We start from the raw sequence: 26,229 nt of genomic DNA on the forward strand, positions 1-26,229 counted from the left end.
ACGAGACGTTCCGGTTATCCATCAAGTATAGAGATATTGCCTTGGGATAGGCAGAGGAGAAAGGTGCTGAATGAACAATGAAGAGCGCTATCTATGAAGAGAAGTTTCGACCGCAGTTTCATTTTACCCCGGAAGCCAACTGGATGAATGACCCGAATGGAATGGTGTACTACGAGGGTGAGTACCATTTGTTCTATCAGTACCACCCTGGAGGTACAACATGGGGACCGATGCACTGGGGTCACGCTATCAGCAAGGACTTAATCCATTGGGAACATCTCCCGGCTGCTTTGGAACCGGATGAGCATGGTTTTATTTTCTCCGGAAGCGCGGTTGTTGACTGGAAGGATAGCAGCGGGTTGTTTACAGGAGGTTCGGGACTGGTTGCCCTATTTACACACCATGATACGAACCCAGAGACTCAGGAGGTTAGGCAGCGGCAAAGTATTGCGTACAGTCTGGATAAAGGAAGAAACTGGATCAAATATGAAGGTAACCCTGTACTCATTGAAAAACAAATCATTGACTTCCGGGACCCTAAAGTAATCTGGCATGAGGAATCCCAGCGGTGGGTGATGGTTCTTGCAGCCGGGGATCACGCTCGCTTCTACAATTCCCCCGATTTGAAATCATGGTCATTTACTGGTGAGTTTGGATTATCTGACGGTTCGCATGACGGGGTGTGGGAATGCCCGGATTTATTTGAGCTTAGTGTAGAAGGTGCACCTGGGAGGAAGCAATGGGTGCTGATCATCAGTATCGGCGATCATCCGGATCATCCGGAAGGATCACGGACTCAATATTTTGTTGGTGACTTTGACGGGCGTACTTTTACGAATAGTAATTCTCCTGAGACGGTTCTTTGGGTCGACCATGGTCGGGATAACTACGCCGGAGTTACCTGGTCTGATATTCCTGAGGAGGATGGTAGACGAATCTTCCTTGGCTGGATGAGTAACTGGAAATATGCCAACTTTACGCCAACCGTAACCTGGAGAAGCGCCATGACTATTCCGCGGGTGTTGTCGCTCATAAATCATGAAGAAGGTGTACGCCTTGTGCAGCGACCAATAGATGAACTGCAGCATCTTCGTTTATCTAAGCAGTATTGGGAAGAACTTCATGTAGCACCTGAGAAGCCGTTCTCTTCAGGAAAAGTTGGGGAGTTGTTGGAAGTTCGTCTGGAGTTCGAAATGGATGATGCTAAGCTGGTTGGCTTGAAGCTCAAGTCTTCAATGGGCGAAGAGACGCTAGTCGGTTATGATGTGCGGGCTTCCCTCTTGTTCATCGACCGGTTGGCCTCAGGTCAAGTTGACTTCCATCAGCAATTTGCCTGCAGGCATGAAGCGCCACTGCAGTTGGATAACGGCAGAGTCTCTCTTCACTTATTCCTGGACAATTCCTCGGTAGAGGTATTTGCGAATGACGGTAAGGTAGTCATGACCGACCTGATCTTCCCTGCGTCCGGAGGTAAAGAGCTTGAACTGTTTGCCGAGGCTGGTACTGCGAAGATCGTATCTCTGACGATAGATCATTTAAATTCAATTTATTCCAATTTGAAATCAAAGTCATTATAGAGAGCGTATAACCCAAATTTAAAAGCGGTAGAGTGGAAGTTATTCCGTTCAACCGCTTATTTTTTAAGGAGAGTGCAAGGATGAAGGAGTTTTTTTATCGGCCGTCCGAAGCCTGGGTTGGTGATGTCATTCCTTATTTTGCTGAAGGTGAATTTAAGCTGTACTATCTGCACGGGTGGCGGGAGAAGGCATGAAGAATGGATGGTACCTGTTAGGAACTGATGATTTTGTTGGCTATCGGGAGTATGGTCCAACGGATATTGAGGGAGGGACGGGTCATGTGCTGGAGATCGATGGTTGTATCACATGTTCTACTGTATATTCCCGGAAGGCAAACAGCTGATCTGCCATGCAATGAGCAGGGATCTTATGAACTGGGGGAAGATTCCAGATTATACTTTTGGAGCTGATGACGAAATTTACGAATTATCGGACTGGCGCGACCCGTTATACAGACCGATTCGCAACATTCTACCGAATGAGCCGTTCTATTGAGGGGCCTTGAATTACCCCCGCTGGAAGACACATTTGACGGGAGAGCATTTTATGCGGCGAAATCTGCATCGGATGGACAGCGAAGATACTTGTTCGGTTGGAGTCCAACCCAAACGGATAATTTGTTCGGCTGAACCCTCCTTCTGTGCAGGGAAATGATTATATTAAACTTGAGCCGCACTGGAACCGCGTTATATTCAGTTTCGCCATTATGCAAAGTGAAGAGGGGGGGCAAGACATTCCCTTACGAAGTCGGACTTGAGAGACCTATGCATTTAGAGAGCGGGATTCCTAATCGAATCCGAGTTATTATGGACGGCACGATCGGAGAGGTCTATATCAATGACGAAGTTGCTTTAAGTTTTCGAATGTATGATATCCCGGCAGGAAGAGTAGGGGTGTTCGCAACTCAAGAAGGCACGGTTTTTGAGCAGATTTCAGTGAATTCCTTATGACAAGTCGATACCGAACCATAGGACAATGAAATCAATTTTTATGGAGGAACAAAAGTATGCGTATTGGAGCTATTGAAGCAGGGGGTACTAAGTTTATTTGTGGTATTGGAAATGAACAAGGGATTATTGAGGAAAGAGTCAGCTTTCCCACCGAACATCCGGAACGAACAATTGGAAACGTTCTGAATTATTTTAAAGATAAGAGTATAGATGCAATGGGTATTGGCTCCTTCGGCCCACTTAATTTAGATAAGAACAGCCACCACTATGGTTATGTAACAACCACTCCGATGCCGGGGTGGGAGAATTACCCGTTCCTGCGTATATTATCTAAAGTTTTTGACATTCCATTTGGCTGGGATACCGATGTAAATGCGGCTGCTTATGGGGAAGCGACGTGGGGAGCGGCGCAGGGGCTGGATAGCTGTGTAAATTATACGGTGGGCACCGGTGTTGGTATTGGTATTTACTCAGAGGGAAATCTTGTTCATGGTCTAGTCCATCTGGAAGGTGGTCATGTGTTGACGAGGAGACATCCTGCAGATGACTTCTTTACCGGGACGTGTCCCTATCATGGTGACTGCCTGGAAGGGATGGCCGCAGGTCCTGCAATAGAAGAAAGATGGAAGGTAAAGGGCAGCGAGCTGCCAGATGTTCACCCTGCATGGGAGATGGAGGCATTCTATATCGGCCAGTCCGTGAGCAACACGATCCTAATGTTATCGCCCCAAAAAGTGATTTTGGGAGGGGGCGTAATGATCAGAAGCAATTGTTCCCCTTGATCCGGAGTGAAGTTAGCAAAAAATCAAATCGGTATGTCAATGCGGATGAGATATTGGGGAGCCATGGACGAATACATCGTACCTCCTGGCTTGGGGGATAATGCCGGACTCTGCGGTGCGCTGGCTCTAGGACTCAGAGCACTTTCAGAATGTTCATAAATTATGAATCCTAATACGGAGAGCGGGGAGTGATTTAAACTGAGTATGAGCGTCGAACAAATTATTCGCGATGTACCTGAGCTAAACTATGAATTCTCAAGTTATGAGATTCTTAGTGGAGGACTGTGCAACCAAACATATAAAGTGCAAACCAAGCAGAGCACGTACGTTCTTCGCATCAATAGCAGGCAAAATGAGTATTTGAACCTTACACGCAGCTCCGAAGTCGAGGTCATGAAGAGGGCTAACCGGGACAAGATTGCTCCCAAAGTGGTTTGTAGCAAGTATCCAGAACAATATGTTGTCACCGAATTTATTGAAGGCCGAATGCTTGAGCGAGGTGATCTAAGTAGCAGCGATATGAAACGGATGATCATGGATCGGTTTAAACAAATACATCAGATGGAGGATCAAGGGAGGACATGTTCTCCTTATGATTTAATCTATGGGTATTTGAAAGGCGCAGATCAGTTTCAAGTCAGGTATCCTGACGGATTAAATCAAATTTTGAATCGCATAGAGAAAATCGCGCATAAGCGGAGCGCCGACAAAGAGTATAACAACAAATTCTGTCACAATGATTCCTTTTTGTGCAATATGATCTATACGGGTCAACAGCTGCAATTGATTGATTGGGAGTTATCCGGAACAGGAGATATATTTTTCGAATTGACTTTGATTCCGTTCACCAATCAGTTCAGTGAAGCAGATGAGCGTGAGTGGTTGAAGTTGTACTTTGGACATTTAGAGGAAGATGCATTCCATACTTTTCAGGACATGAAATTCGTGTCGATGGTCCGGGAGGTCGCGTGGGGGATGTTCTACAGCGGACTTACTAAAGGAGATAGCCATCATGACTTTGATTATTACAAGTTTGCCGAATTTTGCATCCAGCGAATAGAACAAGGGATTTACCAATTATAAGGTGGTAAAAAAGGCCACAGCTATACAGGGAACTAAATTAATTTTCCTAGGAGGGTTGTTTCATGAGCAATACAACCGACAATCATGGGCTGATTATGCATTGGGCCTTTGATGAAAGAACTGGAGCTAGCGCTCTGGAGGGTGTATCCAAAACCCGGAGTAATATCCATTACGTATTTAACGAAGCAGAATTTACTGATCCGTGTCCTCCACAGTGGAGACAGGGAGTAGCAGGAGGAGGGCTTCTATTCGACGGTTACTCGACTTATATTACTCATCCACTAAATGAATGGGATTCAAACGGCGCACCTCAGGATGATTCAGCGCTAAGTATTGGAGTCTGGGTAGCGCCGCGCACCTATGAATGGGGCGAAGGGGGCAAACTGGCTGCTATTGTGAACCGCTACAATGAGGAACTCAAGCAGGGCTATCTGCTTGGCATGTTCCGTCATGGCTCGTGGTCCTTTCAGGTAGGGCTTGAGAATGGAGACTGGACAGAGCTGTGGTCCCCGGACGGCAATGAACTTCCCAAGCATGAGTGGTCTTACATCAATGCTGTGTTCGACGGAAATCAAGGTGAAATCAAGCTGTATCTGAACGGCAGCGAAATTGCTTCGGCCGATCTGCCTCGCGGTTCCCGCCTGGCTGAGGCTACAGATACGGAACTGCTCATCGGCAAGAATAACCACAGCACTCAACTGGCCGAAGTGTTCAGTCTACATATGTTTAGCGGTATATTGGATGAGCTCAAGATTTATAACCGGGCTCTAAGCGCCGAAGAGGTGGCCGCTTCTTATCAGCAGGTTCTGGATTCCCATGGAGGGGCCCATCCGCAGTTAGAGTATGATGATATCAAGCTGGACAGGAAGCCTCTGCTGCGGGATCGCCATAGACCGCAGTATCATGTCAGCCCACCGGCTCATTGGATGAACGAACCTCATGCGCCAATTTATTTTGACGGACAATACCATCTATTCTATCAGCATAACCCGCTTGGGCCGTACTTCCATCATATCCACTGGGGACATTGGGTGAGTAAAGACATGGTGCATTGGCGCGATCTTCCCATTGCTTTGGCACCTGAGAAAGATAAGCTCTCTCCTGATGCGGCTTGGTCGGGAAGTGCAACCTATGATGCAGACGGTCTGCCTGTGCTGTTCTTTACGGCTGCCAATGAAAGTGCTTCGCCTAATCAGAGCGTGGCTCTTGCCCGGAGCACCTATTCCCAGGATCAAGACCCGGATCTGGTTCGCTGGATCAAGCATCCGGACCCATTGATCGTGCAGAAGAAAGGGATCGGTGCCTTTGGGGATTTCCGCGATCCGTTCGTATGGAAGGACGATGAGGGCTGGTATGCCTTGGTCGGTTCCGGAATCGAAGGGGAAGGCGGAGTAGCCCTGGCTTATTCGTCTAATGATATGCTGAATTGGACATACAAAGGGCCATTGTTCAAAGCTGATATCCAGAAATACCCGTATCTTGGACCGATCTGGGAACTCCCGGTGCTTCTCCCCCTTGGCACCAACAAACAGGGTGCGAACAAGCACCTCCTGCTGGTCAGCCCTGTGGGCAAGGGGGCGGATGTCGAGGTGTTTTATTGGATTGGTGTGCTTGACAAGCAAAACCTTTCGTTCATTCCTGATCAAGAGGAGCCGCAATTAATTGACGTCGGGGACTTCCATTTTACGGGTCCCAGCGGGATGGTTGATCCGAAGACGAACAGAAAGATTGTATTTACAATTGCCCAGGGTGACCGCACGTCCGAACTGGAATACAAATCGGGATGGGCTCATAATGGAGGCTTGCCGATAAGCGTGTATTTGAGGGAAGATGGGCGACTTGGAATAGAGCCGATTCAGGAGCTTGAATCATTGCGAGGCGCGAAGAGGATCTTTCTTCGGGACCAGTCTTTGGCTGAGACTAACCGACAGCTCAAGGATGTTCAGAGTGATATGCTCGAAATCCAGGTGGAATTGGAGCCGGGTAACGCCAAACAAGTTGGAATCAAGGTCCGCCGCACGCCGGCTGGTGAAGAAGAAACACTGCTATATTATGACTGGAATACATCAATGCTCATGGCTGATCGGTCGAAAACGACATTGCATTTGGGAGAAAAGTGCAAAGGGGTTCAGGGCGGTAAGCTGGAGTTACTTGGGGAGAACCTGAAGCTTCATATTTATTTGGACCGTTCCATGGTTGAAGTTTATGCCAATGGACTAAAAAGCCTGACAACCCGGGTATACCCGAGCCGTATGGATGCTTTGGGACTTGAAATTTGGGGGGATGGAGAACCTGTTGTTAAATCCTTAGAGATATGGGATATGCAGTCCATTTGGTAAATGAGCACTTAGAGGCTCATACCATTTGGTTCAGGGAGGGGGGGGATATAAAGTAATTTGCATTCTTCAAATTGGAAACGTTTCACTCGAGTCTTCTCACCTTTAAGACTATTCATCTTTGTCAAGGATACATTTCGAAATAAGGTAACGATGTTTACAGGCGTAAAAATTTCGAGGGAGGCTTGTTAATGAGAAAAGTCAAAAGAGGAAGGTCTGGGGTCAATTCTAGTTTGTTCATATGGGTTATGGTTCTCCAATTGGCATTACCGGGAATATCTGCCGCGGCTGGGTCTGGGACTCCAGCCGAGGAAACGGTAACTTCAAAGAATGTCCAGGGAGTGACCGGTGCGGATGCGGTCTATCAAATTCAGAATCCAGGATTTGAAACAGGAGATCTAACTGGATGGAGCGTTGTTAAAGGCAATGCGTTCGGTCCAAACAGTGTATCCAACGAAACGACTTGGTGGGCGGAAAAAATACCGTACAACCAGGAAGGCACCTATCATTTGAACGGTTGGAAGTATGACGAATCTGCGACTGGAGTACTTCGTTCCAGCACTTTCGAGCTGGGTGGAAGCGGCTGGATTAGCTTCAAGCTTGGCGGAGCAAAAAATCCCAAGCTGGCTTATGTAAATATCGTGAATGCCGATACGGGGGAAGTTGTTGCCAGATACGGCAACAGTGCTTTTGTCGACGTAGGCTTCCCCAAGCCTGAGCAAGGCTTGCGGCTTGCCAACATGGAGCAGTACAAGGCGAATCTTTCCGAGTATATCGGCAAGAAGCTGTATGTGGAGATCGTCGATAATGCAACCTCGGATTGGGGTGTGATCTTTGCGGACGCTTTCTTCATGCACCATGAATCCGAGCCGGCCGAAGGAATTGTCGCCAAGGAGATCAAACCGGATTTTAAACGCTATCAAGTTCAGAATCCGGGGTTTGAAACCGGGGATTTGACCGGATGGACGGTCCAAAAAGGCGAAGCATTTGGTCCGAACAGTGTGTCGGATGAAACGAACTGGTGGGCAGAGAAGTTACCTTACAACCAGGAGGGCACCTATCATCTAAACGGTTGGAAGTATGACGAAGCAGCAACCGGTGTGCTTCGTTCCAGCACCTTCGAGCTGGGCGGAACAGGTTGGATTTCCTTCAGACTGGGTGGAGGCAAGCATACTGACCAGGCATATGTGGACGTCATCGATGCGGATACGGGAGAGCTCATTGCCAGGTACGGTAATACCGAATTTAATGAGTCTGGATTTCCTGATTCGGCAAAGGGCATGAGAATGGCGAATATGGTGGATTATAAGGCCGATCTTTCTAAGTATATCGGTAAAAAACTGTATTTTGAAATCGTCGATAATGCCACCTCAGATTGGGGAGTGATCTTTGCGGACGCCTTCCATACCTTTAATGAACTGGTGCCTGAGGATGGGATTATGGCGGATAATATTATTCCGACCGAAATCCAGAATCGCAGTTTTGAGACAGGAAGTCTTGGCGGCTGGACTGTTGAAGGCAATGCTTTCAAAGTCACCGATGAAGCTAAAGAGGGTAAAGAAGGGAAGTTCTATGCTAAGTCCTCGGTGGAAGGCCAAGGCTCCATTACCTCGAGTACCTTCACGCTTCAGGGAACCGGAATCATTACCTTCACGATATTGGACATCCAGAATCCGGAAGACGCCTACGCGGCACTTTATGACGCTAAGAGCAACAAAATGGTTATGAAGACGGGAGCTTACAGTGCTAATGGGAAAATTTCATGGAAAGTGCAGGAACAATACAACAAGGAGCTCTATATTAAGGTTGTTGATCAGTCTGATATAGCAAGCATTGCTGTGGATGATTTCCAAGCTCACGGATACGGCACCATGTTCTATATGAATTTTGATGAAGGCGCAGGTAAGAAAGCGGTTGAGGAAGTACGCAATATTAAACATGATGTGAACTATGTTTTTAATAACGCCAGATATATGACATCTAAGGATCCAAGATGGACTCCGCGCGGAGTCAAAGGCGGCGCTTTGCTGTTCGATGGATACTCGAATTATATCGAAGTTAATAACAAAGACACCGTCCCTGTAAGCGACGCGTTAACCATCGAATCGTGGGTTGCACCGCGCAGCTACGAATGGGGAGACGGTAATAAGCTGTCTACCATCGTGAGCCAGTCCAATCAGGATAAAGCGGAAGGCTTTTCTCTTGGCATGTACCGGTTTGGCACATGGTCGATGCAGATCGGTATTGGTGGTCGGTGGATTCAGGTATGGGTCAAGGATCACCCACTGGAGAAATACAAGTGGAATTATGTGGTCGCTACCTTTGATAAAAAAGATGGGATGATCAAGTTATATCTGAACGGTGAAGAAGTTGCTTCCCAAGCAGCCCCTATCAACGTTCCAATCACACAATCTACCGAGAACCTTATAATCGGTAAAAATAATAAACCTGTAGAATTGGCAGGATTATTCGCCTTCAATATGTTCAGCGGACTCATAGATGAAGTAAAGCTGCGAAATCAAGCTCTTACCAGCCAGGAGATACTTGCTGAATTTGAGCATGTGAAGTCACTTCATGGAGGTTCTGTTCCAGGTATTCCGAATGGTGACATTGATGAGGACCCGAGTGTGTTTGACGGAGACCAGCACCGTCCACAGTACCATGCAATGCCTCCTCAAAATTGGATGAATGAAGCTCATGCGCCGATTTACTATAACGGTAAATATCATTTATTCTACCAGCATAACCCGCAAGGTCCATATTGGCATCAAATTCATTGGGGACATTGGGTAAGTGACGATATGGTTCATTGGGAAAATGTAAGACCTGCTCTTGCACCCGAAGCGGGCACCCTTGATCCGGACGGCGACTGGTCAGGCAGTGCGGCGTATGACCGTAACGGAAATCCCGTTCTGTTCTTTACCGCGGGCAATGACTCCATGTCCCCGAACCAAAGAACAGGGCTAGCAACTCCGGCCGATTTGTCTGATCCTAATTTGGAAAAATGGATAAAGTATCATACTCCGGTAACGGAGCAGAACGGGAACGGGATTCACAACGAATTCCGCGATCCGTTTGTGTGGTATGACAAAGAAGTGGATAAGTGGTATCAGCTCGTGACTTCTGGACTTCCAGACTTCAGCAGCGGTACTGCCTTGGTCTATGAATCTGACGATATGTACCACTGGGAGTACAAGGGGCCTTTATATACAAGCAGCAGAAGCCTTTATCCAGAGCTCGGGACAGTGTGGGAACTGCCGGTATTATTGCCTTTAGGCAAGGATAGTGCAGGCAAGCAAAAGTATATTTTCATGATTAATCCTCATGAGAAGCCGGAGCAGGTTCCTCCAGCAGACGATGTTCAAAGAGATGTTGAAGTCTTCTACTGGATCGGCACGTGGGACCGGGATAACTACAAATTTATTCCCGATCAAGAGGCACCATCCAAAATGGATGTCGGTGACAGCTACTTAACCGCAGAGAGCGGTATGGTCACCCCTGACGGAAGAACGGTTGTGTTCTCCATGGTGCAAAATGTAAGAACGCCTCAGGCCGAATATCAATCCGGATGGGCACACAATTTGGCGCTGCCAGTATCACTGAGTCTTAATAAGCACGATGAACTGCAGATCGAGCCGATTAAAGAATTGCAAAGTCTCCGAGGAGATAAAGTAGTTGATTTCAAGGACAAAAATCTGGAGGCGGCAAACCAAGCAATTAAGAATGTCAAAGGCGACATGTTGGAAATTGTGATGGAAATTGATCCACGCGAGGCTCAGAAATTTGGTATAAAAGTACGCCGTTCCGAAAAAGGTCAGGAGGAAACACTACTCTACTACGACAAGACAAAAGGGACTTTTAATGTGGATAGGACCAAGAGCAGTATAGACCCGGATGTGCGTGTAGATGGGATTCAAGGCGGGTACGTGGATCTTCACGGAGAGAACTTAAAGCTTCATATCTTCCTCGACCGCTCGGTTATTGAAGCTTTTGCCAATGACAAGAAAAAGCTTACAACCCGCGTCTACGTAGGAAGGTACGACTCCCTGGGCTTGCAAGTTTGGGCTGACAAAAATATTACTGTCAAATCGATGGAAGTATGGAATATGAATGCTTCAACAGGCAAACCAGCTGCTGCTGTTGATGTGCCTCATAACTGGGATAACTCTGTATATAAAGATATTACGGATCTTCCTAACCATGATTTTGCAACAGGCGACTTAACGGGCTGGATTACAGAGGGAGACGCATTCCAGAATATTCATGTTACGAATCAGCAGTATTTTTGGAACAACATATACTTCAACCCGTCACATAAAATTCCTGGTGGTTATCATCTGTGGGGCTTCAATGAAAAAGCCGGCGGTGACAGCCTGACGGGAACGCTAAGATCACACAATTTCATCCTTAGTGGCAATGGCCAGATCAACTTCCTTCTCAGCGGCGGTAGGGATATAGATCACCTGTATGTTGCGCTGGTTCGGGCGTCGGACGGCAAAGAGTTATTTAAAGAGACAGCGACTAATTATGAGGAATATCAGCGAAAGATATGGGATGCATCAGCGTATATCGGCCAAGAGCTATACATTAAGGTAGTTGACCAATCGACAGGTGTTTTCGGACATCTTAATGTCGATGACTTCAACGTACCGGTTAAGGTAACGAAAGGGAATGTACCAAGTACCCCCTAGTTCTGCGGTTACCCTAAGCACCGATGGAGCGAAATAACAGCGTGGAGCTGGGGAATTGACTTTAATCATGTATTGGATATAATATACAAAATACATCAAATTCGAGGATTGGGAGAGTACCTGTTAATTCAAGTCAAAGCGAGCCGGAAATGGTGAGATCCGGTACTGGACTGACAGGGAAACGGACCCATGAGAATGACTTCTGAATCCTGCAGTAGGAAGTCACGGCTAAGACCGTTATCTTTTGAGGTGGTTAAACTTAGGTTTAACAACAAGAGTGGTACCGCGAATGCAGAAGCCTTCGTCTCTTTTATTAGAGATGAGGGCTTTTTATTTTTAATAAAAGGAGGTCTATTCGGGATGATCAGTCAATTGATAGTTAGCAGCATCGAATATGCAGTGGAACATGTGTGTGACGAACTAGGGGTCAACGGTAAGAATGGAGTCAATTTAGGGGTTGAGCAGCCTGATCTCCTAGAACATGGTGATTATTCAACGAATGTTGCGATGCAGCTGGCTAGAGTGTTAAGGAAACCACCCATTCAAATAGCAGCCATGTTGAAGACTAAACTGGAACAAGACGATCGGATGGGAGATTTGATAAGCAAGATTGAAATCGCCCAACCGGGATTCATTAATATGCATATCGATTGGAAGGAATGGTCCCAGCGGAAGTTTGAGATGCCCCTAAATAAAGGCGATAAGGTTGTCATTGAGCATACGTCTATTAATCCGAATAAATCAGCGCACATTGGTCACTTAAGAAATTCCTGTATCGGCGATGCTCTCGTGAGACTTTTAACTAGAGCCGGGTACAATGTCGAGGTGCACAATTATATAGATGACCTGGGGAATCAGCTTGCCGACACGATAGTGGGGCTTTTGAACATCCCCCATAAGGAGGAGCATACACGTTTTGGGGATTTCTGTTGGGATATATACTCAAGAGTTAATAAAGAGTACGAGTGTAATCCTTCATTACTTGAACAAAGAATCAAAGTTCTTCATTCGATGGAAGAGGGAGGCGGCAATTTAGCTTGGGTTGGCGCACTTGCGGCCGAGCGGATTGTACGTGAGCATCTTGACGAAATGAACGGGTTCGGCATTAATTATGATCTTTTGGTATGGGAGAGCAGCATTGTAAGGGAAGGATTCTGGGCATCCGCATTTAATTTGCTGAAAGAAACAGAGCAATTTCACCAGGAAACTTCAGGAAAGCTGGAAGGCTGCTGGGTACTAAAACAGTCCACAGCTAATTCGGAAGGCCAGGAATCGGTACATAGTCCAGATAAGGTTCTGGTGCGTTCTAACGGAATTTTAACCTATACAGCCAAGGACATCGCTTATCATCTATGGAAATTTGGCCTGCTTGAACAGGACTTTCTGTATAAGCACTTTTCGGAGGGGCTCTGGACTACAAATGTGAGTGGAAGCCCATCATCCTTCGGCAGGGCAGATCTTGTTATCAATGTCATCGACCACAGGCAGGAGTATCCACAAGCCATGGTCAAACAAGCTCTTGAAATTCTAGGATATACCGATCAAGCTAACAAGCTTCGTCATGTCAGTTATGGGGTGGTTTCATTAAGTCCTGGAGCAGCGCGGGAGCTAGGCATAGACACATCGGACGGCAAGACGTCATATGCCATGTCTGGTAGACAAGGAATCGGGATCAAAATTTCCGAGCTGCTTGATCTTATGGAGGGAGTTATCGAAGATAGACGCCCGGATAAAGCCGGTCTTTCCAGCAGGATGATCGCCGCTGCTGCCATCCGGTATTACCTTCTGAGGTTCGGGTTATTAACAGAAGTCGTCTTTGACATCAAACAAGCAACTGAAGTGACAGGCAATACTGGAGTATATTTGATGTATTCTTTTGCCCGTGCAGTGAGTATCCTTGGCAAAGCCGAGGCTGAAGCGGATATGAGACCGGAAGTAGCGGAATTCAAGTTTGAGCTGGAAAAAGCTGAACATGCCTTGCTCAGACATATCGCAGCTTGGCAGGATACCCTGTTCACAGCCTGCAATGAACTGACTCCCAATACAATATGTAATTATGCATATGAGCTGGCAACTTTGTTCAATAACTTCTATGCCGCATGTCCGATTCTGAAAGCTGATGATGACACAAAAGCGCTTCGGCTTTGGCTAACGCTAAAATTCAAGGAAACTCTCGGAGATGCACTTACCGTGCTTGGACTTCCAACGCCAGGCCGTATGTAAGGGAGTGTTATTATAGAGTTAACTTTCGCATTGAGGTACGAATATGGACACAAATTATGAATCGTTAAGGGATCTGGCTCGCAAGGCTTCGGTCTCGGATGAAGAGTGGAAATTGTTTGCTGAGCGTTCGCGTGTAAGGGAGGTTCGGAAGGGGACATGTCTCGTGGAAACCGGTGAGATGGTGATGCATGCCTATTACTGTGCTTCTGGTTTATTCCGTTTGTTCTACCCTCTGCCGGATGGCAAGGAGTATAATGTAGCCTTTACTTTGGAAAATGATTTTGCCACCTCTTATGGGGCTATGGTGAAGCGGATGCCATCCTCCTACACAATCGAGGCTTTGGAGGATTCTGTAGTTATTGAGATTTCATATGAGTCCTTACAGGAAATTATGGACAGCTGCCATAGCTGGGAGAGATTCGTCCGCAAGAGTGTGGAGCGTTTGTACATCCGAAAAGAAGAACGGGAACGTGAACTATTGTTCCTGTCCGCCCTCCAAAGGTATGAGGCGTTCCTGGTTAAGTACCCCGGACTGGAGAACAGAATCCCTCAATATCATGTAGCCTCTTATTTGGGCATATCTCCAGTCTCACTAAGCCGGATGCTGCGTGCAAAACGGGCTTAACATATGTTAATGCGCATTCAGGTACCCTGAATTACAATATCCTCATAGCTGCTTAGTTGATGGAGGTTGAGGAATATGCGTTATATGATGGTTGTTTTGTTGGAATTTTATCCTTCCTGGCTGGCTTTGCCCCGGGAAGAGCGGAGGGAACATGCTGCTTCACTGCAGGAAATAATAAGCAGGTACACCAAACATGTGCAGGTGCGTTTTTTCGATGCGGAAGCCTTGCCGGGCAAGGAATATACGGATTTTGTAGTATGTGAGACCGAAGATTTGCGCCAGTACCACTATATGTGGGAGGAAATCAGGGATTCAGAGCCGTATACCCGAGGTTATATGAAGATCAAAGATGTTCTGATGGGGATGGAGAACGCCTTCAAGTCCTATGAATCCGATGTTCTTAAAATGGATGATAAGGGAGCAGGGAATTAGGCCGGTAATGGATTAGATAGTGGAAAACAACAGCAGCCCCGTGCATGGGAAGAGCACGGAGCTGCTGTTGTTTTCATTTATTCAGATTTGGAAGCTGAATCGGATGCATGCTGAACCCGTTTGTACACGAGCAGAAAGACAGTTCCCGCTATAAGGGCGGCAGCAATCAGAATAAGTGTCAAATTACTGTACAGGGCTGCAGTGCTGCTGTCAATCCCCGGAAGATGCGGAGATACGAGCCAAGACCTGGACATCAGTCCTCCTACTACAGCCACACCAAAGCCTTCTCCCAGGAAGCAGGCAAAGTTAAGCAGACCCATGCCCGATCCAGATTCCTCAGGTCGCAGCGCACCAGCTACACTGGTGGAGATGACAGTCTTTATAAAGGACAGACCGCCGAAGGTCAGGATCAGGGTGCCTGTGATAAGCCAAGGCGTCAGTTCGACAAATAATGCCGTACCTAACAAGCTTAAGATGAGCAGTATTATGCCGATACGCATGGTAAACAAATTTCCGCGTTTATCAACCAACATTCCACCTAAAATGCCAAAGAGAACCACACTGACCGTGCCCGGAAACAGAACGCCGATCCCGATGAGGTCTGTAGGCAGGTTGTGCACGGCTCTCATCATATAAGGCACCATGGATACATAGCCGGCAGTCAGGCCTAACAGAATGCTGCCTGTTAATACGCCGAGGATAAATGCTTTTCTGCTAAATAAAGAAGGTTCGATAAACGGCTGGCGAGCCTTACGAATACGCCAGGTGAAGCCGAGGAACAGCAGCAGGCTGAGTAGCAGGTACATCCAGTCGTACAGTGAGATGAACAAGGTGAATGTTACGATTCCCACAGACATCAGTACAGCACCCGGAAGGTCCAGCCTCCCCTTCTTCGCTGGTTCTCCCGGCAGAGCCCGTATGAAGAAAGGCAGGGCTAGCAGGGTCAGCATTGGTATTGCAAATAAGTAGAACCAGTGCAAATAATGGGTTACCACTCCCCCGATGACCGGGCCGATGCTTTCCCCGCAGGCTACCACAGAGCCGATTAGGCCGAAGGCTCTGCCCTGCTGCTTCGGTGGAATAGAAGCAGCTACGATAACCATAATCAGAGCTGGAACGGATGAGATTCCTGCTCCTTGGATGAAGCGTGCAATCAGCACCACAGCATAACTGGAGTGAAATAATACTCCGACCAAAGATCCTACACCATACATTAGTACGCCGGTTAGAAGAAGCCTTCTTACACCGTACAAATCCGATAATTTGCCATACACCGCAGTTCCGATGGCAAACGAAAGGATAAAGCTTGTGTTGATCCAATTCGCTGCCGAAGGCGAAATCCCGAACTGGACTGCCATATCCGGCAGCGCCACGTTAAACACCGTTTCGTTCAGAACGCTGAAGAACGCCAGAAAACTAAGCCAGGCAACCGATTTTGGGATGCCGGCTGTAACCTTTTTACTCAATGGAATAGCCCCTTATTGAACAGGGAACTACGTAGTTTATAGGGCAAGTGATACGTCTTTCCCCGGATTTAGTACCCTCTTAAATACATTGCACTTCATATTAACGCCTCCTGATTATAATGTTCATCAAATAGTGATTCAACCCATCATATTTCCAGAAAGTTTGGAATTTCAATGGAAATTTTAATTATAAAAATTCCTACGGTTGTCTGCTGGGATATAAGCTCGCAGATATAAGTCTATATTTTTTAAAAAATAATGATTATGCTTTACTCAAACTATGGAGATCCCTGATTAGAATCATGTTCAGCCACGCTGGGTGAGCTTTTCACGTTGAGATAGAACTTATAATTTGCCGTTGACTTTGCCCTTAGGGGAAGGTGTTAAGTAGAGGAGAACATGATAATTGATTATCTAAATAGGAGGAGGTGACCCTTTGTTATCGATTGGAGAATTCTCTAAGATGTGCGGTGTATCCACAAAAACGCTTCGATATTATGATGAAATTGAACTTATCAAACCGGATGAGATTAATCCTGAGAACGGGTACCGGTACTACTCCATCAAGCAGCTTAAAAAGATGCTCTTGATCAATCGCTTGAAATCGTATCATTTCTCCCTGGAAGAGATGAGAGACATGCTGGAGTCGGAAGAAGACCAGTCCGAGGAAAAGCTGTGTTCCGCGTTTCACCGGAAGAGGTTGGAGATTCAGGAGAAGATGAACGCTTTAGAGTGCACGCTTAAGCAGATAAACAGCGATATCTTGAACTTGGAGCAGGGCATACCGATGATGTCCTACATGGAGAGCATTGAGGTCCAGCTAGTTGAAACTCAGCCGATGAACATTCTTTACTTGCGTCAAATGCTTAGCATGGAAGACTATGCCGCGGGGTATGGAACTTATTTTGGCAGATTGTACGAGAAGATAGCCGTCGGCAATCTCACCATGTTGGGTACACCGATGACGATCTACCACAGCCCTGAATATAACCCGGCAGGCAATGATACGGAATTTGCCATACCGGTCAAAGAGATTGTTAAGGGAACGAGAGATTTGCCTGGGGGGCTCTGTGCCAGGTCCGTCTTAAAAGGCTCGTATTCGGAGCTGACCTCGGTATTTGCCAAGCTGAGAGAGTGGATCGAGCAGGAAGGCTACGAGCTTATCCGATCCCCTTTTGAAATTTATATCAACGATCCCCATGAGAACACCGTGCCCGAGGACAGCATTACTGAGGTGTATTTTCCAATCAGGAAGAAATAGAAAGCCAGATAAGTTGAACTATTGAGTTACAGGTCGAGCAGCCGTGCGAAATGTATGGTAATTCTTAAGTTCAACTTATACAGATTTAGGAGGAATTTATTATGCAAAAAACCGCAGAATGGCAGGCTGAAGATCCGGCTGCTTTGGGAATGGATGCCGGGAAGCTGTCAGAGCTAAGTTCTGAAATTAGATCTGGATACAGCAATATTAATGGGATTATTGTAGCGAGAAATGGAAGCATTACGTATGAACAATATTTTAACGGTTATGGTCCGAATGATGCACACCACGTGGCGTCCGTGACCAAAAGTGTCATCTCGGCTCTCATAGGGATTGCGATCAATGAGGGGCACATTCATTCCGTGGACCAGAAAGTGTTGGATTTCTTCCCTGAATATGTCCCGGACGCTGCCGACACCCAGAAGGGGGATATCACTATCCGGCATCTTCTCACCATGACGGCTCCGTATCTATTCCCAGATTGGCAGGAACCGCTGGACAAGATGTGCATGCAGCCAGACTGGGAGAAATACATCCTGGATATGCTTGGCCAGAACGGAAGCATAGGGGCGTTCAAATATTCCACTGCAGGGGCTCATCTGCTGTCCATCATTCTTACCCGCAGCACCGGCCAAAACGCCCGCGCGTTTGCGGGGGAACGATTGTTCAAGCCAACTGGCATGAGAGTCATTCCGGATTATGGCATGGACTCTTTCGGGTTCGAGGAACTATTCGGAAGCAAGGTTAGAGGATGGGTGCAGGACCCCGCCGGCAATTCGACGGGTGGATGGGGGCTTACGATGAGTCCACGGGACATGGCACGATTTGGCCAGCTGTATCTGAACCGTGGCAAATGGGGCGATCGTCAGGTGATTCCGGAGACATGGACCGTTGAATCCACCGTCTTGAACCCTTACGGCTATGGATACCTGTGGTGGGTTCGGGAAGAGCACGGTGTTTTTGCCTACTCGGCCATGGGGGACGGCGGCAACGCCATTTGCTGTATCCCTGACAAAAACTTAGTCGTGGCAATCGCTTCAGCATTCATGCCTAATGCCCGTGACAGATGGACTCTGATTAAGGAGCATATCGTCCCAGCTGTACTAGACTAGTCCGGCATGAAGGGGCCGAAGTATGGGAGAAGTCTAGAGAGAGTTTCGAGTTAAGTAATCGGTATATAAAATAACGCCCCAAGTCCAGAAGTGGACAAGGGGCGTTATTCTCCTCTCAATAAGAAAGTACGATACAGACGGCAGCTTATCATTTAATAAGGCAATCCACCCACTAACTTCCCTATGTTGAATGAAGCTAGCTTACCTTACCTGCTATATTCTCTAAAGTGATTCAGCATATAAAGAGCATAAATGCTTTTTAGTTGCTTCACATAGGCCCTAGTAATAGGCATTTGATCGTTATTGGACATGACAACATAAGAAGCATTGAACCTGTGAACATGCTCAAGATTAATAATAACTGAACGATGGATAAGCAGGAAAGGATAACTAAGCTTCTTTAGATATTCATGGAGTGTGCCTGAAATAATATATTGTTGATCTGCTGTAATCACTTTAATTTTATTTTGTGTTAACGTTTGCTTAATTTTTATTAGACCAATAATATCCGAAGTTTTTATCACGGTTTGCCCTTCCTCAGTTTTAACAGTTAGAAAGCGGCTGACTGACGAAATAATATAATTGCAAATGGATACCATATTGTTCTTGAAAATGTCATAAGAGATTGGCTTTAGCAAAAATTGAAATGGCTGAACTTCAAAACTTTCAAGCATATATTCTGGATGACTAGTAAAAAAAATGATCTGAACGTCTCTGTCCGGAATAAGCCTTATGTAGCGTGCTGTCTCTATTCCGCTCATTCCTTCCAGAACAATCCCAAGGATAAGGATATGGAAGGCATATGACCCATGATCCCTATAATATTGAATCAAGGACTCACCTGAAGAAAAGAGTTTTATTTCAAAAGAATAGGAAGTGGTCTTGGAAAGCTTTATAAGGAATTGTTCAAGCTGCTTTCGTGAGTTAGTCTCATCAATGCAAATCCCCACTCGAAACACTATATTTCCCTCCCTTAGAATAACCTTTGCATCTAATTTAATAACCCATAATAATACAAAAAAGTTAAATTAATGTTTTGAAAAATGGAAAAAACTAACCTAATACTCACAAGACGTGTATGCTGAGGTAGATTTTTTTACATTTTAGATACAGGTTATTCCAATTTTAGGTTAGATGATATATATTTTGGGTGAACAGAAAACTACAGCATATTGATCTATAAAAAGTGAAGAAAATCACAATAGGATTTTAAAGAAGGTACAATGAACAGTCATATTCCAAAGAACGAGGTGATGGTGATGAGTTCTCTATTCAAAACGCATGATGAAATGACACGCTTATTCAAACTCAAGCTTCATAACAAATTGGATAGAATGGGAAAGCTATTCACAACAGATTTGAATAATTACTTCTATGATACCGGAACAGGGAAAGTGCTCGTCCTTGATGACGACTCATTCAAAATTATGAATGCTTTATTTAACTTGAAGGATATGCTCAGTGTTGAACAGATGGTCATACAAGAGATAGCCAGCAAAGACAAAATTATTGACTTTGAGAACACGGTTAGGGCAGAGCATCTCTTTCTTGCTCCTGAACTTGATAGGCTGTATTCCTATGATCATTATGAAGGGTTGAAAGACCGAATAAATGAGGGATTGGAGCAGATCATTCTTGAGTTGACCGGCCGTTGTAATCTTCGTTGCGGCTACTGCATTTATAACGATGATTGCGATTTAAATAGAAACTTTCATCAAGACGACATGAGCCTGGAAATAGCTAAAGCGGCGGTTGAATATACTGCAAAACATTCGAGAGAAGAAGTTGCCGTTACATTCTATGGCGGCGAACCCTTGTTGAAATTTGATTTATTAAAATGGGTTATCGAATATTCCAGGCAAATTATGCGGGATAAAAAGCTAACCTTCTCATTAACAACTAATATGACGCTGGTTACAAAAGAGATAGCAGAATATTTCGCATCAGTTCCGAACTTAAGCCTTGTATGTAGTATGGATGGTCCAGAATATGTACAGGACTCCTATAGAAAGTATGCCAATGGCAAAGGAAGCTTTTCAAGAGCATTTCAAGGATTAAAGCTCCTAGCCGAGGCCTTTTCAGCGAGTCAAAATGTTCTGTCGATTAATGCCGTGTTTGCTCCTCCCTATACTTACGATAAATTAAACGATATTAATTCATTTTTTGCTGAAATCGATTTTTTACCAAAGCACACGGAAATAACAATTGGCTATGCTTCTAAAGGAAGCGTAGAAGAGGATGAATATATTGCGGAGCTGCACCAAAATCCTAAATATTCACACAATAACGAAAATATCGTTAGTCCACTATGGATATGGATGAAGAAACAGGTAGAAAGTCATTCAGCTATAAGAAGTGATAAAAATAATGTTTACTCCTCATCTATAGAAAGAACTCTCAATAGAGTTGAAAACAGATTCTTAACTGATGAGCCTAGAAATATTTTTCCCTTCAATGGCTGTTGTGTTCCAGGTGCCCGAAGATTGTATGTAAGTACGACTGGGGAGCTGTTTGTTTGCGAACGTGTTGGAAACTCCCCCTCTATCGGTCATGTTTTCACTGGAATCAATTTTGATAACATACAGAAATATTATGTTCAGGATTATTCAGATGGCTCTATTGAGCAATGCAAGAACTGCTGGGCTGTTAGATTGTGCAACACTTGTTATGCCGCTAATTTCACCCAAGAAGGCTTTGACTCCAAAAATAAAAATATGAAATGTGAGGCTCTCAGACATTCACTTCTGAGTGAACTGGCACTTTATCATTCAATCCGAGAGATAACGCCAGAAAAGCTGAACTTCTTAGAGGATATAGAAGTTTATTAGAGGTGTTACCCTTTCTCAGGCGTTATTTGCCTGGTAAGGATAATATACAATTTTCCAGAAAGGAGGTGACACTATTATGAAAGTTGTTAACCCATTGTTTCGCAAACAGAACAATGCAGATACATCTGCACATGCTTGCAACTGTGTTTGTAGTATAACTCAAGGAAATCATGACTCCACTCATAATGATTCATGGTGGTTCTGGAACAGCAGCTGTGGTTGTGGTTGTGATGGAACAAGTGCAAATAAGAATGCCAATCATGATAAAGCGGTGAATATGTAAATAGTCCGTAAAAGGTGATTTGGCGTATGTCGAATCGCCTTTTCTTATAACTACAGCTCTCTTTTGTTGGGAAAGGACATTCATAATTAGGGTGGTTATTATGCCAAATATAACACATTTCGAGCAGAATCAAGGCTTGTATGTTGTAGAAGGCCCCTTTGATGGGACTCTTCTCTCTATTTGTATCAAGGCAGGTTGTGAGGCAGAGCCTGAAGGAAAGAATGGACTTGCTCACTTGGTTGAACATATTTGCTTGGCATATCGCAATCATGATCCTATTTTGGAGAAGTACAACTCCGTCTATAAGAAACTGGGGTTTCATCTCTCGGGTTATACCAATTATGGTCAAACCGTTCTAAATATATCTTTTCCGAGTTCTGTGAAATGCTTAAATTATTGTGTGCACTTACTAGAAGAGATTCTTCAAGCATCTATTGTGAATGAAGACACATTCCAAATATCTAAAAAAGAGGTGCTTGCCGAGTGTAACATTCTGAGTGAAAGATGGAGGGTTCAGAAAGAAATTATTAATTTCATTACTAATGAACAAATAAATATACTCCCAGTAGGCGATAAAGACCAAATTGAACAGCTAACTGAAGAGGATGTCCGAAGTTTCATAAACAAGTTTTATACTTTAACTAATATGGCCTTCATTATCCAAACCAGCCTGTCACTTCAGACAGTGAAAAATGCCGTTTCAGGCATCCTTTTCAACAATAATGAGCCGCTTCCCAAGATATCACCAAAAGATATTACTTTTCTGGCTAACCAACCTGCAGAAGTTTATTACCTCAAGTCTATGAACGATATCAAAAAAATTGAGTTTTTCTTCCATAAGCCTTATACCCATATAAACCTAAAATTAAAAATAGTCAGAATGCTCTTTGAAATAATGCTAACAGAATGTATTGCTGAATATCTTTCTTATTTCAAATGGATCATTGATTGCCAGGATATTACTATTTCCGACAAACATGTCACTAACTACTATTATTATCATGTTATTAGTCTTTACTTGCTAAATGGCGATGGTGACAAGAGCGGGCTCATGAATGAGCTTATAGACCACTTAAGGTCATACTTCTTCACTGCCTATGACTTCGAAGAAGCAAAAAAATCTATCTCAACATTATCCATGCAATCATCTGATCTGAGCATGGAGCATATTTTTGATAATTTATCAGCTAATTTCTTTTATGATGAACCCATGCACATTACAGCAGGTCATTTTGAAGAAATCCTTAATATTCTAGGTGACCTAAAATCAGATGATGTAAATATATACAAAAATTTAGTCTTAAGTGCTCCTTGTAAAGTAGTAATAGAAAATTAGGGGGAAGGTGAAGTGAATGGTTTTAAAATTTAAAAAGACAAGAGACCTTCTCCTGATTTTAATAAAAACTCTCCGTCTTCTTTGGAGAACTAGTCCTCCTAAACTTATTCTCATCATAATAATTGATACTTTATCCGGAGCTATTATTCCAATAGGCTTATGGGTTTGGAAGGAGTTTATTGACGCTGTTACTAATATACTAATTAAAGACGGCAGCATCAAAGACTCATTAATATATCTTTGGCTGGCCTTGCACTTTGTTCTAATCCTACTTAACTCAATAACCCTCACACTTTCCAACTATATCCAAAATATATATTCATCCATGCTAAATAAAGTTATCAGTAAAAACATCCTTGAAAAAGTGTCCTTGCTGGACCTAAAAGACTTTGATAATGCCAATATCTATAACCAGATTCAAAAGTCGAATGATGAATCTCTAACTAGAAGTATAAGTCTGCTGCGCACATTGGTGGGTTTTATAAAAAACTTAACAAGTTTTGTGGGGATAGTCGGAATTTTATTATACTTTAATACCGGGATTGTGCTGCTCTGTGTGTTATCAGCGCTGCCTATGTTCTATATAAGTTTAAAAATTTTAAATAAATGGTTTGAAGTATTTAATATGCGGTTCGAAAATAATCGGTTTGTAAGACATCTTAAAACTCTTGCAATTACCAATCAAAATATTAAAGAACTTAAAATCTATAACGCAAACTCTTTTTTACTGAAAACTATTATGAATATTCTTGATGACTACTTAAAAGAGGATAAGAAGATAAGAAGACGTTTCTTGATTGAAACTTCAATTGTGGAAATAATTGACAAAGGAATTGTTTATTTTATAAAAATTTTAGTAGTACTTATTAGTGTTAAATCAAAATTGTCCATAGGTTCCTTAACCATGTATCTTACCTCAGTAGACAATTTGAAGGATTCAATATCCAACCTGCTATCATTAGTGTCAACCGCTTATGAAGATTGTTTGTATGTACAAAATATCTTTGTACTTTTAGACCTTCCAGTACAAAATCAGAATGACAAACCTGATTTTCCATCTGACTTTCATTGTATTCAGTTCAGAAATGTTTCTTTTATTTATCCAGGTACAGATCAGTACGTTCTAAAAAACCTGAACCTCTCTCTGTACTCCCCTCAATCCTATGTGGTTGTAGGACAGAATGGTTCTGGGAAAACAACATTAATCAAGCTCCTATTAAACCTATATCAACCAACAGAAGGTGAGATATTGGTTGACGGAGTAAATATTAATGCGTTTAACCAGAGTACCTTGTTCGCTAATATTTCAGCAGTATTTCAAGATTTTATTAAATATCCGTTTGATGTTAAAACAAATATTGGATTGGGCGACCTGGATCACTTGAGTGACCTGGATCAAATTAAAACGGCAGCAGAACAATCCGGTGCCAGTCAATTTATTACTAAGCTGCCATCCGGTTATGATACCAAATTGCAAAAGGAATGGTCAGGCAGTGTTGACTTGTCATTAGGCCAATGGCAGAAACTCGCCATTACAAGAGCACTTATGAAACCTGCTCCAATATTGGTTTTAGATGAACCAACAGCTTCTTTAGATGCAATTGCTGAATATGAAATTTACCAAAATTTCCGGGGAATGAGAGAAGATAGGTTATGTATAATGGTTAGTCACCGTTTTGTGAATACCCTCTTTGCAGATTCTATCATTGTACTGCAAGCTGGTGAGCTAGTAGAAATGGGGTCACATCGAGATCTAATGATCCGAAACGGGATATATGCCAATTTATATAAATTACAGGCCGAGTCGTACGAAAAAGTACCCTCATAATTCGGGGTTGCTTTTTAAGTTCACAAAAAAATCATACCAGGTTTCCATTTTTTCGGCGTTTTAACAGTTATACATAATAGAAAGGGGGGAGCAACATGGAGGATGCTGAACTCATACTGCGGATTCAGAACGGAGAGACCGAATATATGGATTGTCTGATTAGCCGCCATTACGACAGTATAGGCAAATATTGCTTTTGGAAGACCCGAAGCGTTGAAGCGGCCGAAGACATTACCCAGGAAACCTTCTATCGCTTTTTTCGTTATTTCGACCAGTACACCCATGTGGGAAAGTGTCGTGCTTACTTGTACACCATTGCACGCCGTTTGTGCAGTGAATATTTCAGCATTCAACAGTCCGTCTCGCTGGAGGAGCTAACGGAGACCAGCGGGTTTACTCTGTCCATGGAGGAAGAGGTGGAAAGTGAGCACAGCGTAAACCAAATGATAAGCAAATTGCCGCCAGACCAGCAGGAGGTCATGCTGCTTCGTTTCATTCATGACTTCAAATATCGTGATATCGCTTCAATTACCGGATTAAGTGTATATATGGTCCAGTACAAGGTCAAAAAAAGCCTTAGCTTCATTAAGAAAGATATAGAAAGGGGAAGTTTGCTTGAACAAACGCCAGATAAACACCATACGAGGCCTTCTGCAGCAACCTTCTTTACCCCCTACTGATCCCGAAAAGCTGAAGGAGACCATTTTGCAGTCCAAACAAATTATGCATACACACCAGGCCGGACTTCATATCCGAACAAAGTACATTGACTTTGTTATTATGCAGCTTCGTTTTATTCGTGCAAAGGTATGGGCTGCTCACCTTATGGTTGTCTTGGTTACCGTATTGGCCACGCAAAATTTTTTATTATTCTCAACACTCAACCATCTGCAAGTGCTCGGTATGGTATCCGCCTTGACCCCACTTCTTGCTCTCGCCAGCGCCAAGGTCCTTGCCTGTTCCTTCCAACATGGTGTGGTTGAGCTTGAAGTAAGTACCAAATATTCACTTGACAAGCTCCTGTTAGCTCGTATGGGCATTTTGGGCATTGTGGATGCGGTTTTTCTTACAATAATGCTTTCCTTTCTTTCTCACCGCTTTGATCCGGAGTTCTATGTCATTCTGTTATACCTGCTTGTACCATTTGTCATGGGTTTACTCGGATGCCTTTGGATTATAAATCATACCCGAAGCAGAGAGTCCGGCATTTTGTTATATATAGGGCTGTTAATGCTGACACAAATGACCCTGTCATTTCAGTATGATGCTTTGTATGCTGCCTCTGCAACGGATGTCTGGATCTTTGTGCTCGTTGTTTCTTTCATAGGCTTAATCTGGGAAGCTCATACGATGCTGGCTTCTTGCAGAGATCGAAATGTTCTTAATCTGATTTATTCATAGTTTGAATACAGCTGC

19 protein-coding genes, 1 pseudogene and 1 other annotated feature are annotated in these 26,229 nt (G+C 44.2%); of the genes and pseudogenes, 18 read left to right on the plus strand and 2 right to left on the minus strand.

The features are described 5' to 3' along the window. The first annotated feature begins 77 nt into the window (after positions 1 to 77). From KJS63_RS07005 to KJS63_RS07050, 10 genes and pseudogenes are all read left to right on the plus strand, one after another. Positions 78 to 1,577: a glycoside hydrolase family 32 protein gene (locus KJS63_RS07005; protein ID WP_213618508.1), complete on the plus strand. Its 1,500-nt coding sequence runs from the start codon at positions 78 to 80 to the stop codon at positions 1,575 to 1,577. A 297-nt stretch (positions 1,578 to 1,874) separates the two neighbouring features. Continuing rightward, positions 1,875 to 2,072 (plus strand): hypothetical protein, encoded by a 198-nt coding sequence (locus tag KJS63_RS07010; RefSeq protein ID WP_213618509.1) that lies wholly within the window; start codon positions 1,875 to 1,877, stop codon positions 2,070 to 2,072. A 269-nt stretch (positions 2,073 to 2,341) separates the two neighbouring features. Continuing rightward, on the plus strand, positions 2,342 to 2,527 hold the full coding sequence (locus tag KJS63_RS26560; RefSeq protein WP_374706261.1) for a GH32 C-terminal domain-containing protein: 186 nt from the start codon (positions 2,342 to 2,344) through the stop codon (positions 2,525 to 2,527). A gap of 56 nt (positions 2,528 to 2,583) precedes the next feature. Further along, a pseudogene (locus tag KJS63_RS07015) lies at positions 2,584 to 3,468 on the plus strand (ROK family protein). Positions 3,469 to 3,513: 45 nt separating this feature from the next. Further along, positions 3,514 to 4,392, plus strand: a complete 879-nt coding sequence (locus KJS63_RS07020; protein ID WP_244862523.1) for a phosphotransferase — start codon at positions 3,514 to 3,516, stop codon at positions 4,390 to 4,392. Between the two features lie 62 nt (positions 4,393 to 4,454). After that, positions 4,455 to 6,731, plus strand: coding sequence for a GH32 C-terminal domain-containing protein (locus KJS63_RS07025; RefSeq protein ID WP_213618510.1), 2,277 nt, complete (start codon positions 4,455 to 4,457; stop codon positions 6,729 to 6,731). A 188-nt stretch (positions 6,732 to 6,919) separates the two neighbouring features. After that, a complete protein-coding gene (locus tag KJS63_RS07035) occupies positions 6,920 to 11,419 on the plus strand; it encodes a GH32 C-terminal domain-containing protein (RefSeq protein ID WP_244862524.1) in 4,500 nt (1,499 codons plus the stop codon). Positions 11,420 to 11,514: 95 nt separating this feature from the next. Further along, positions 11,515 to 11,731 (plus strand) — a binding site (T-box leader). Positions 11,732 to 11,779: 48 nt separating this feature from the next. Then, positions 11,780 to 13,642, plus strand: a complete 1,863-nt coding sequence (locus tag KJS63_RS07040) for an arginine--tRNA ligase (RefSeq protein WP_213618511.1) — start codon at positions 11,780 to 11,782, stop codon at positions 13,640 to 13,642. A 43-nt stretch (positions 13,643 to 13,685) separates the two neighbouring features. Beyond that, entirely contained in the window at positions 13,686 to 14,267 is a 582-nt protein-coding gene (locus KJS63_RS07045) for a Crp/Fnr family transcriptional regulator (RefSeq protein ID WP_213618512.1), read from the plus strand. Between the two features lie 75 nt (positions 14,268 to 14,342). Further along, positions 14,343 to 14,699, plus strand: coding sequence for a darcynin family protein (locus KJS63_RS07050; protein WP_213618513.1), 357 nt, complete (start codon positions 14,343 to 14,345; stop codon positions 14,697 to 14,699). Positions 14,700 to 14,776: 77 nt separating this feature from the next. Here KJS63_RS07050 and KJS63_RS07055 read toward each other — a convergent pair whose 3' ends face one another. Further along, complete coding sequence (locus KJS63_RS07055; protein WP_213618514.1) at positions 14,777 to 16,165, minus strand: MFS transporter; 1,389 nt, start codon at positions 16,163 to 16,165, stop codon at positions 14,777 to 14,779. Positions 16,166 to 16,601: 436 nt separating this feature from the next. On the opposite strand from KJS63_RS07055, the gene KJS63_RS07060 reads away from it, so the two are divergent. Both KJS63_RS07060 and KJS63_RS07065 read left to right on the plus strand, forming a co-directional pair. After that, positions 16,602 to 17,426 (plus strand): MerR family transcriptional regulator, encoded by an 825-nt coding sequence (locus KJS63_RS07060; protein ID WP_213618515.1) that lies wholly within the window; start codon positions 16,602 to 16,604, stop codon positions 17,424 to 17,426. Positions 17,427 to 17,527: 101 nt separating this feature from the next. Further along, positions 17,528 to 18,538 carry a serine hydrolase domain-containing protein gene (locus KJS63_RS07065; RefSeq protein ID WP_213618516.1) on the plus strand — a complete coding sequence of 337 codons (1,011 nt, stop codon included), beginning with the start codon at positions 17,528 to 17,530 and terminating at the stop codon, positions 18,536 to 18,538. 206 nt (positions 18,539 to 18,744) lie between these two features. Here the strand turns inward: KJS63_RS07065 and KJS63_RS07070 are convergent, their stop codons facing one another. Next, the gene (locus KJS63_RS07070) at positions 18,745 to 19,497 is read right to left on the minus strand and encodes a LytR/AlgR family response regulator transcription factor (RefSeq protein WP_213618517.1); all 753 of its coding nucleotides are present in this window, start codon (positions 19,495 to 19,497) and stop codon (positions 18,745 to 18,747) included. Positions 19,498 to 19,761: 264 nt separating this feature from the next. On the opposite strand from KJS63_RS07070, the gene KJS63_RS07075 reads away from it, so the two are divergent. From KJS63_RS07075 to KJS63_RS07100, 6 genes are all read left to right on the plus strand, one after another. Continuing rightward, on the plus strand, positions 19,762 to 21,366 hold the full coding sequence (locus KJS63_RS07075) for a radical SAM protein (RefSeq protein WP_213618518.1): 1,605 nt from the start codon (positions 19,762 to 19,764) through the stop codon (positions 21,364 to 21,366). A gap of 76 nt (positions 21,367 to 21,442) precedes the next feature. Continuing rightward, the gene (locus tag KJS63_RS07080) at positions 21,443 to 21,649 is read left to right on the plus strand and encodes a hypothetical protein (protein ID WP_213618519.1); all 207 of its coding nucleotides are present in this window, start codon (positions 21,443 to 21,445) and stop codon (positions 21,647 to 21,649) included. A 100-nt stretch (positions 21,650 to 21,749) separates the two neighbouring features. Next, positions 21,750 to 22,985, plus strand: a complete 1,236-nt coding sequence (locus tag KJS63_RS07085) for an insulinase family protein (RefSeq protein WP_213618520.1) — start codon at positions 21,750 to 21,752, stop codon at positions 22,983 to 22,985. Positions 22,986 to 23,001: 16 nt separating this feature from the next. Continuing rightward, positions 23,002 to 24,813, plus strand: coding sequence for an ABC transporter ATP-binding protein (locus KJS63_RS07090; protein WP_213618521.1), 1,812 nt, complete (start codon positions 23,002 to 23,004; stop codon positions 24,811 to 24,813). Between the two features lie 95 nt (positions 24,814 to 24,908). Then, on the plus strand, positions 24,909 to 25,493 hold the full coding sequence (locus KJS63_RS07095) for an RNA polymerase sigma factor (RefSeq protein WP_213618522.1): 585 nt from the start codon (positions 24,909 to 24,911) through the stop codon (positions 25,491 to 25,493). Beyond that, a complete protein-coding gene (locus KJS63_RS07100) occupies positions 25,429 to 26,214 on the plus strand; it encodes a hypothetical protein (RefSeq protein ID WP_213618523.1) in 786 nt (261 codons plus the stop codon). Before KJS63_RS07095 ends, KJS63_RS07100 begins: the two co-directional genes overlap by 65 nt. Positions 26,215 to 26,229 lie beyond the last annotated feature (15 nt).

Source organism: Paenibacillus sp. J22TS3 (genome assembly GCF_018403205.1).
GTDB classification, from domain to species: Bacteria; Bacillota; Bacilli; order Paenibacillales; family Paenibacillaceae; genus Fontibacillus; species Fontibacillus tuaregi.

Bases quoted from the DNA above. Each gene is read 5' to 3' on its own strand.
- KJS63_RS07040 (WP_213618511.1), top strand. From the start codon at position 11,780: ATGATCAGTCAATTGATAGTTAGCAGCATCGAATATGCAGTGGAACAT.
- KJS63_RS07035 (WP_244862524.1), top strand. From the start codon at position 6,920: ATGAGAAAAGTCAAAAGAGGAAGGTCTGGGGTCAATTCTAGTTTGTTC.
- KJS63_RS07045 (WP_213618512.1), top strand. From the start codon at position 13,686: ATGGACACAAATTATGAATCGTTAAGGGATCTGGCTCGCAAGGCTTCG.
- KJS63_RS07005 (WP_213618508.1), top strand. From the start codon at position 78: ATGAAGAGCGCTATCTATGAAGAGAAGTTTCGACCGCAGTTTCATTTT.
- KJS63_RS07050 (WP_213618513.1), top strand. From the start codon at position 14,343: ATGCGTTATATGATGGTTGTTTTGTTGGAATTTTATCCTTCCTGGCTG.
- KJS63_RS07025 (WP_213618510.1), top strand. From the start codon at position 4,455: ATGAGCAATACAACCGACAATCATGGGCTGATTATGCATTGGGCCTTT.
- KJS63_RS07075 (WP_213618518.1), top strand. From the start codon at position 19,762: ATGAACAGTCATATTCCAAAGAACGAGGTGATGGTGATGAGTTCTCTA.
- KJS63_RS07095 (WP_213618522.1), top strand. From the start codon at position 24,909: ATGGAGGATGCTGAACTCATACTGCGGATTCAGAACGGAGAGACCGAA.
- KJS63_RS07080 (WP_213618519.1), top strand. From the start codon at position 21,443: ATGAAAGTTGTTAACCCATTGTTTCGCAAACAGAACAATGCAGATACA.
- KJS63_RS07085 (WP_213618520.1), top strand. From the start codon at position 21,750: ATGCCAAATATAACACATTTCGAGCAGAATCAAGGCTTGTATGTTGTA.
- KJS63_RS07065 (WP_213618516.1), top strand. From the start codon at position 17,528: ATGCAAAAAACCGCAGAATGGCAGGCTGAAGATCCGGCTGCTTTGGGA.
- KJS63_RS07020 (WP_244862523.1), top strand. From the start codon at position 3,514: ATGAGCGTCGAACAAATTATTCGCGATGTACCTGAGCTAAACTATGAA.
- KJS63_RS07090 (WP_213618521.1), top strand. From the start codon at position 23,002: ATGGTTTTAAAATTTAAAAAGACAAGAGACCTTCTCCTGATTTTAATA.
- KJS63_RS26560 (WP_374706261.1), top strand. From the start codon at position 2,342: ATGCATTTAGAGAGCGGGATTCCTAATCGAATCCGAGTTATTATGGAC.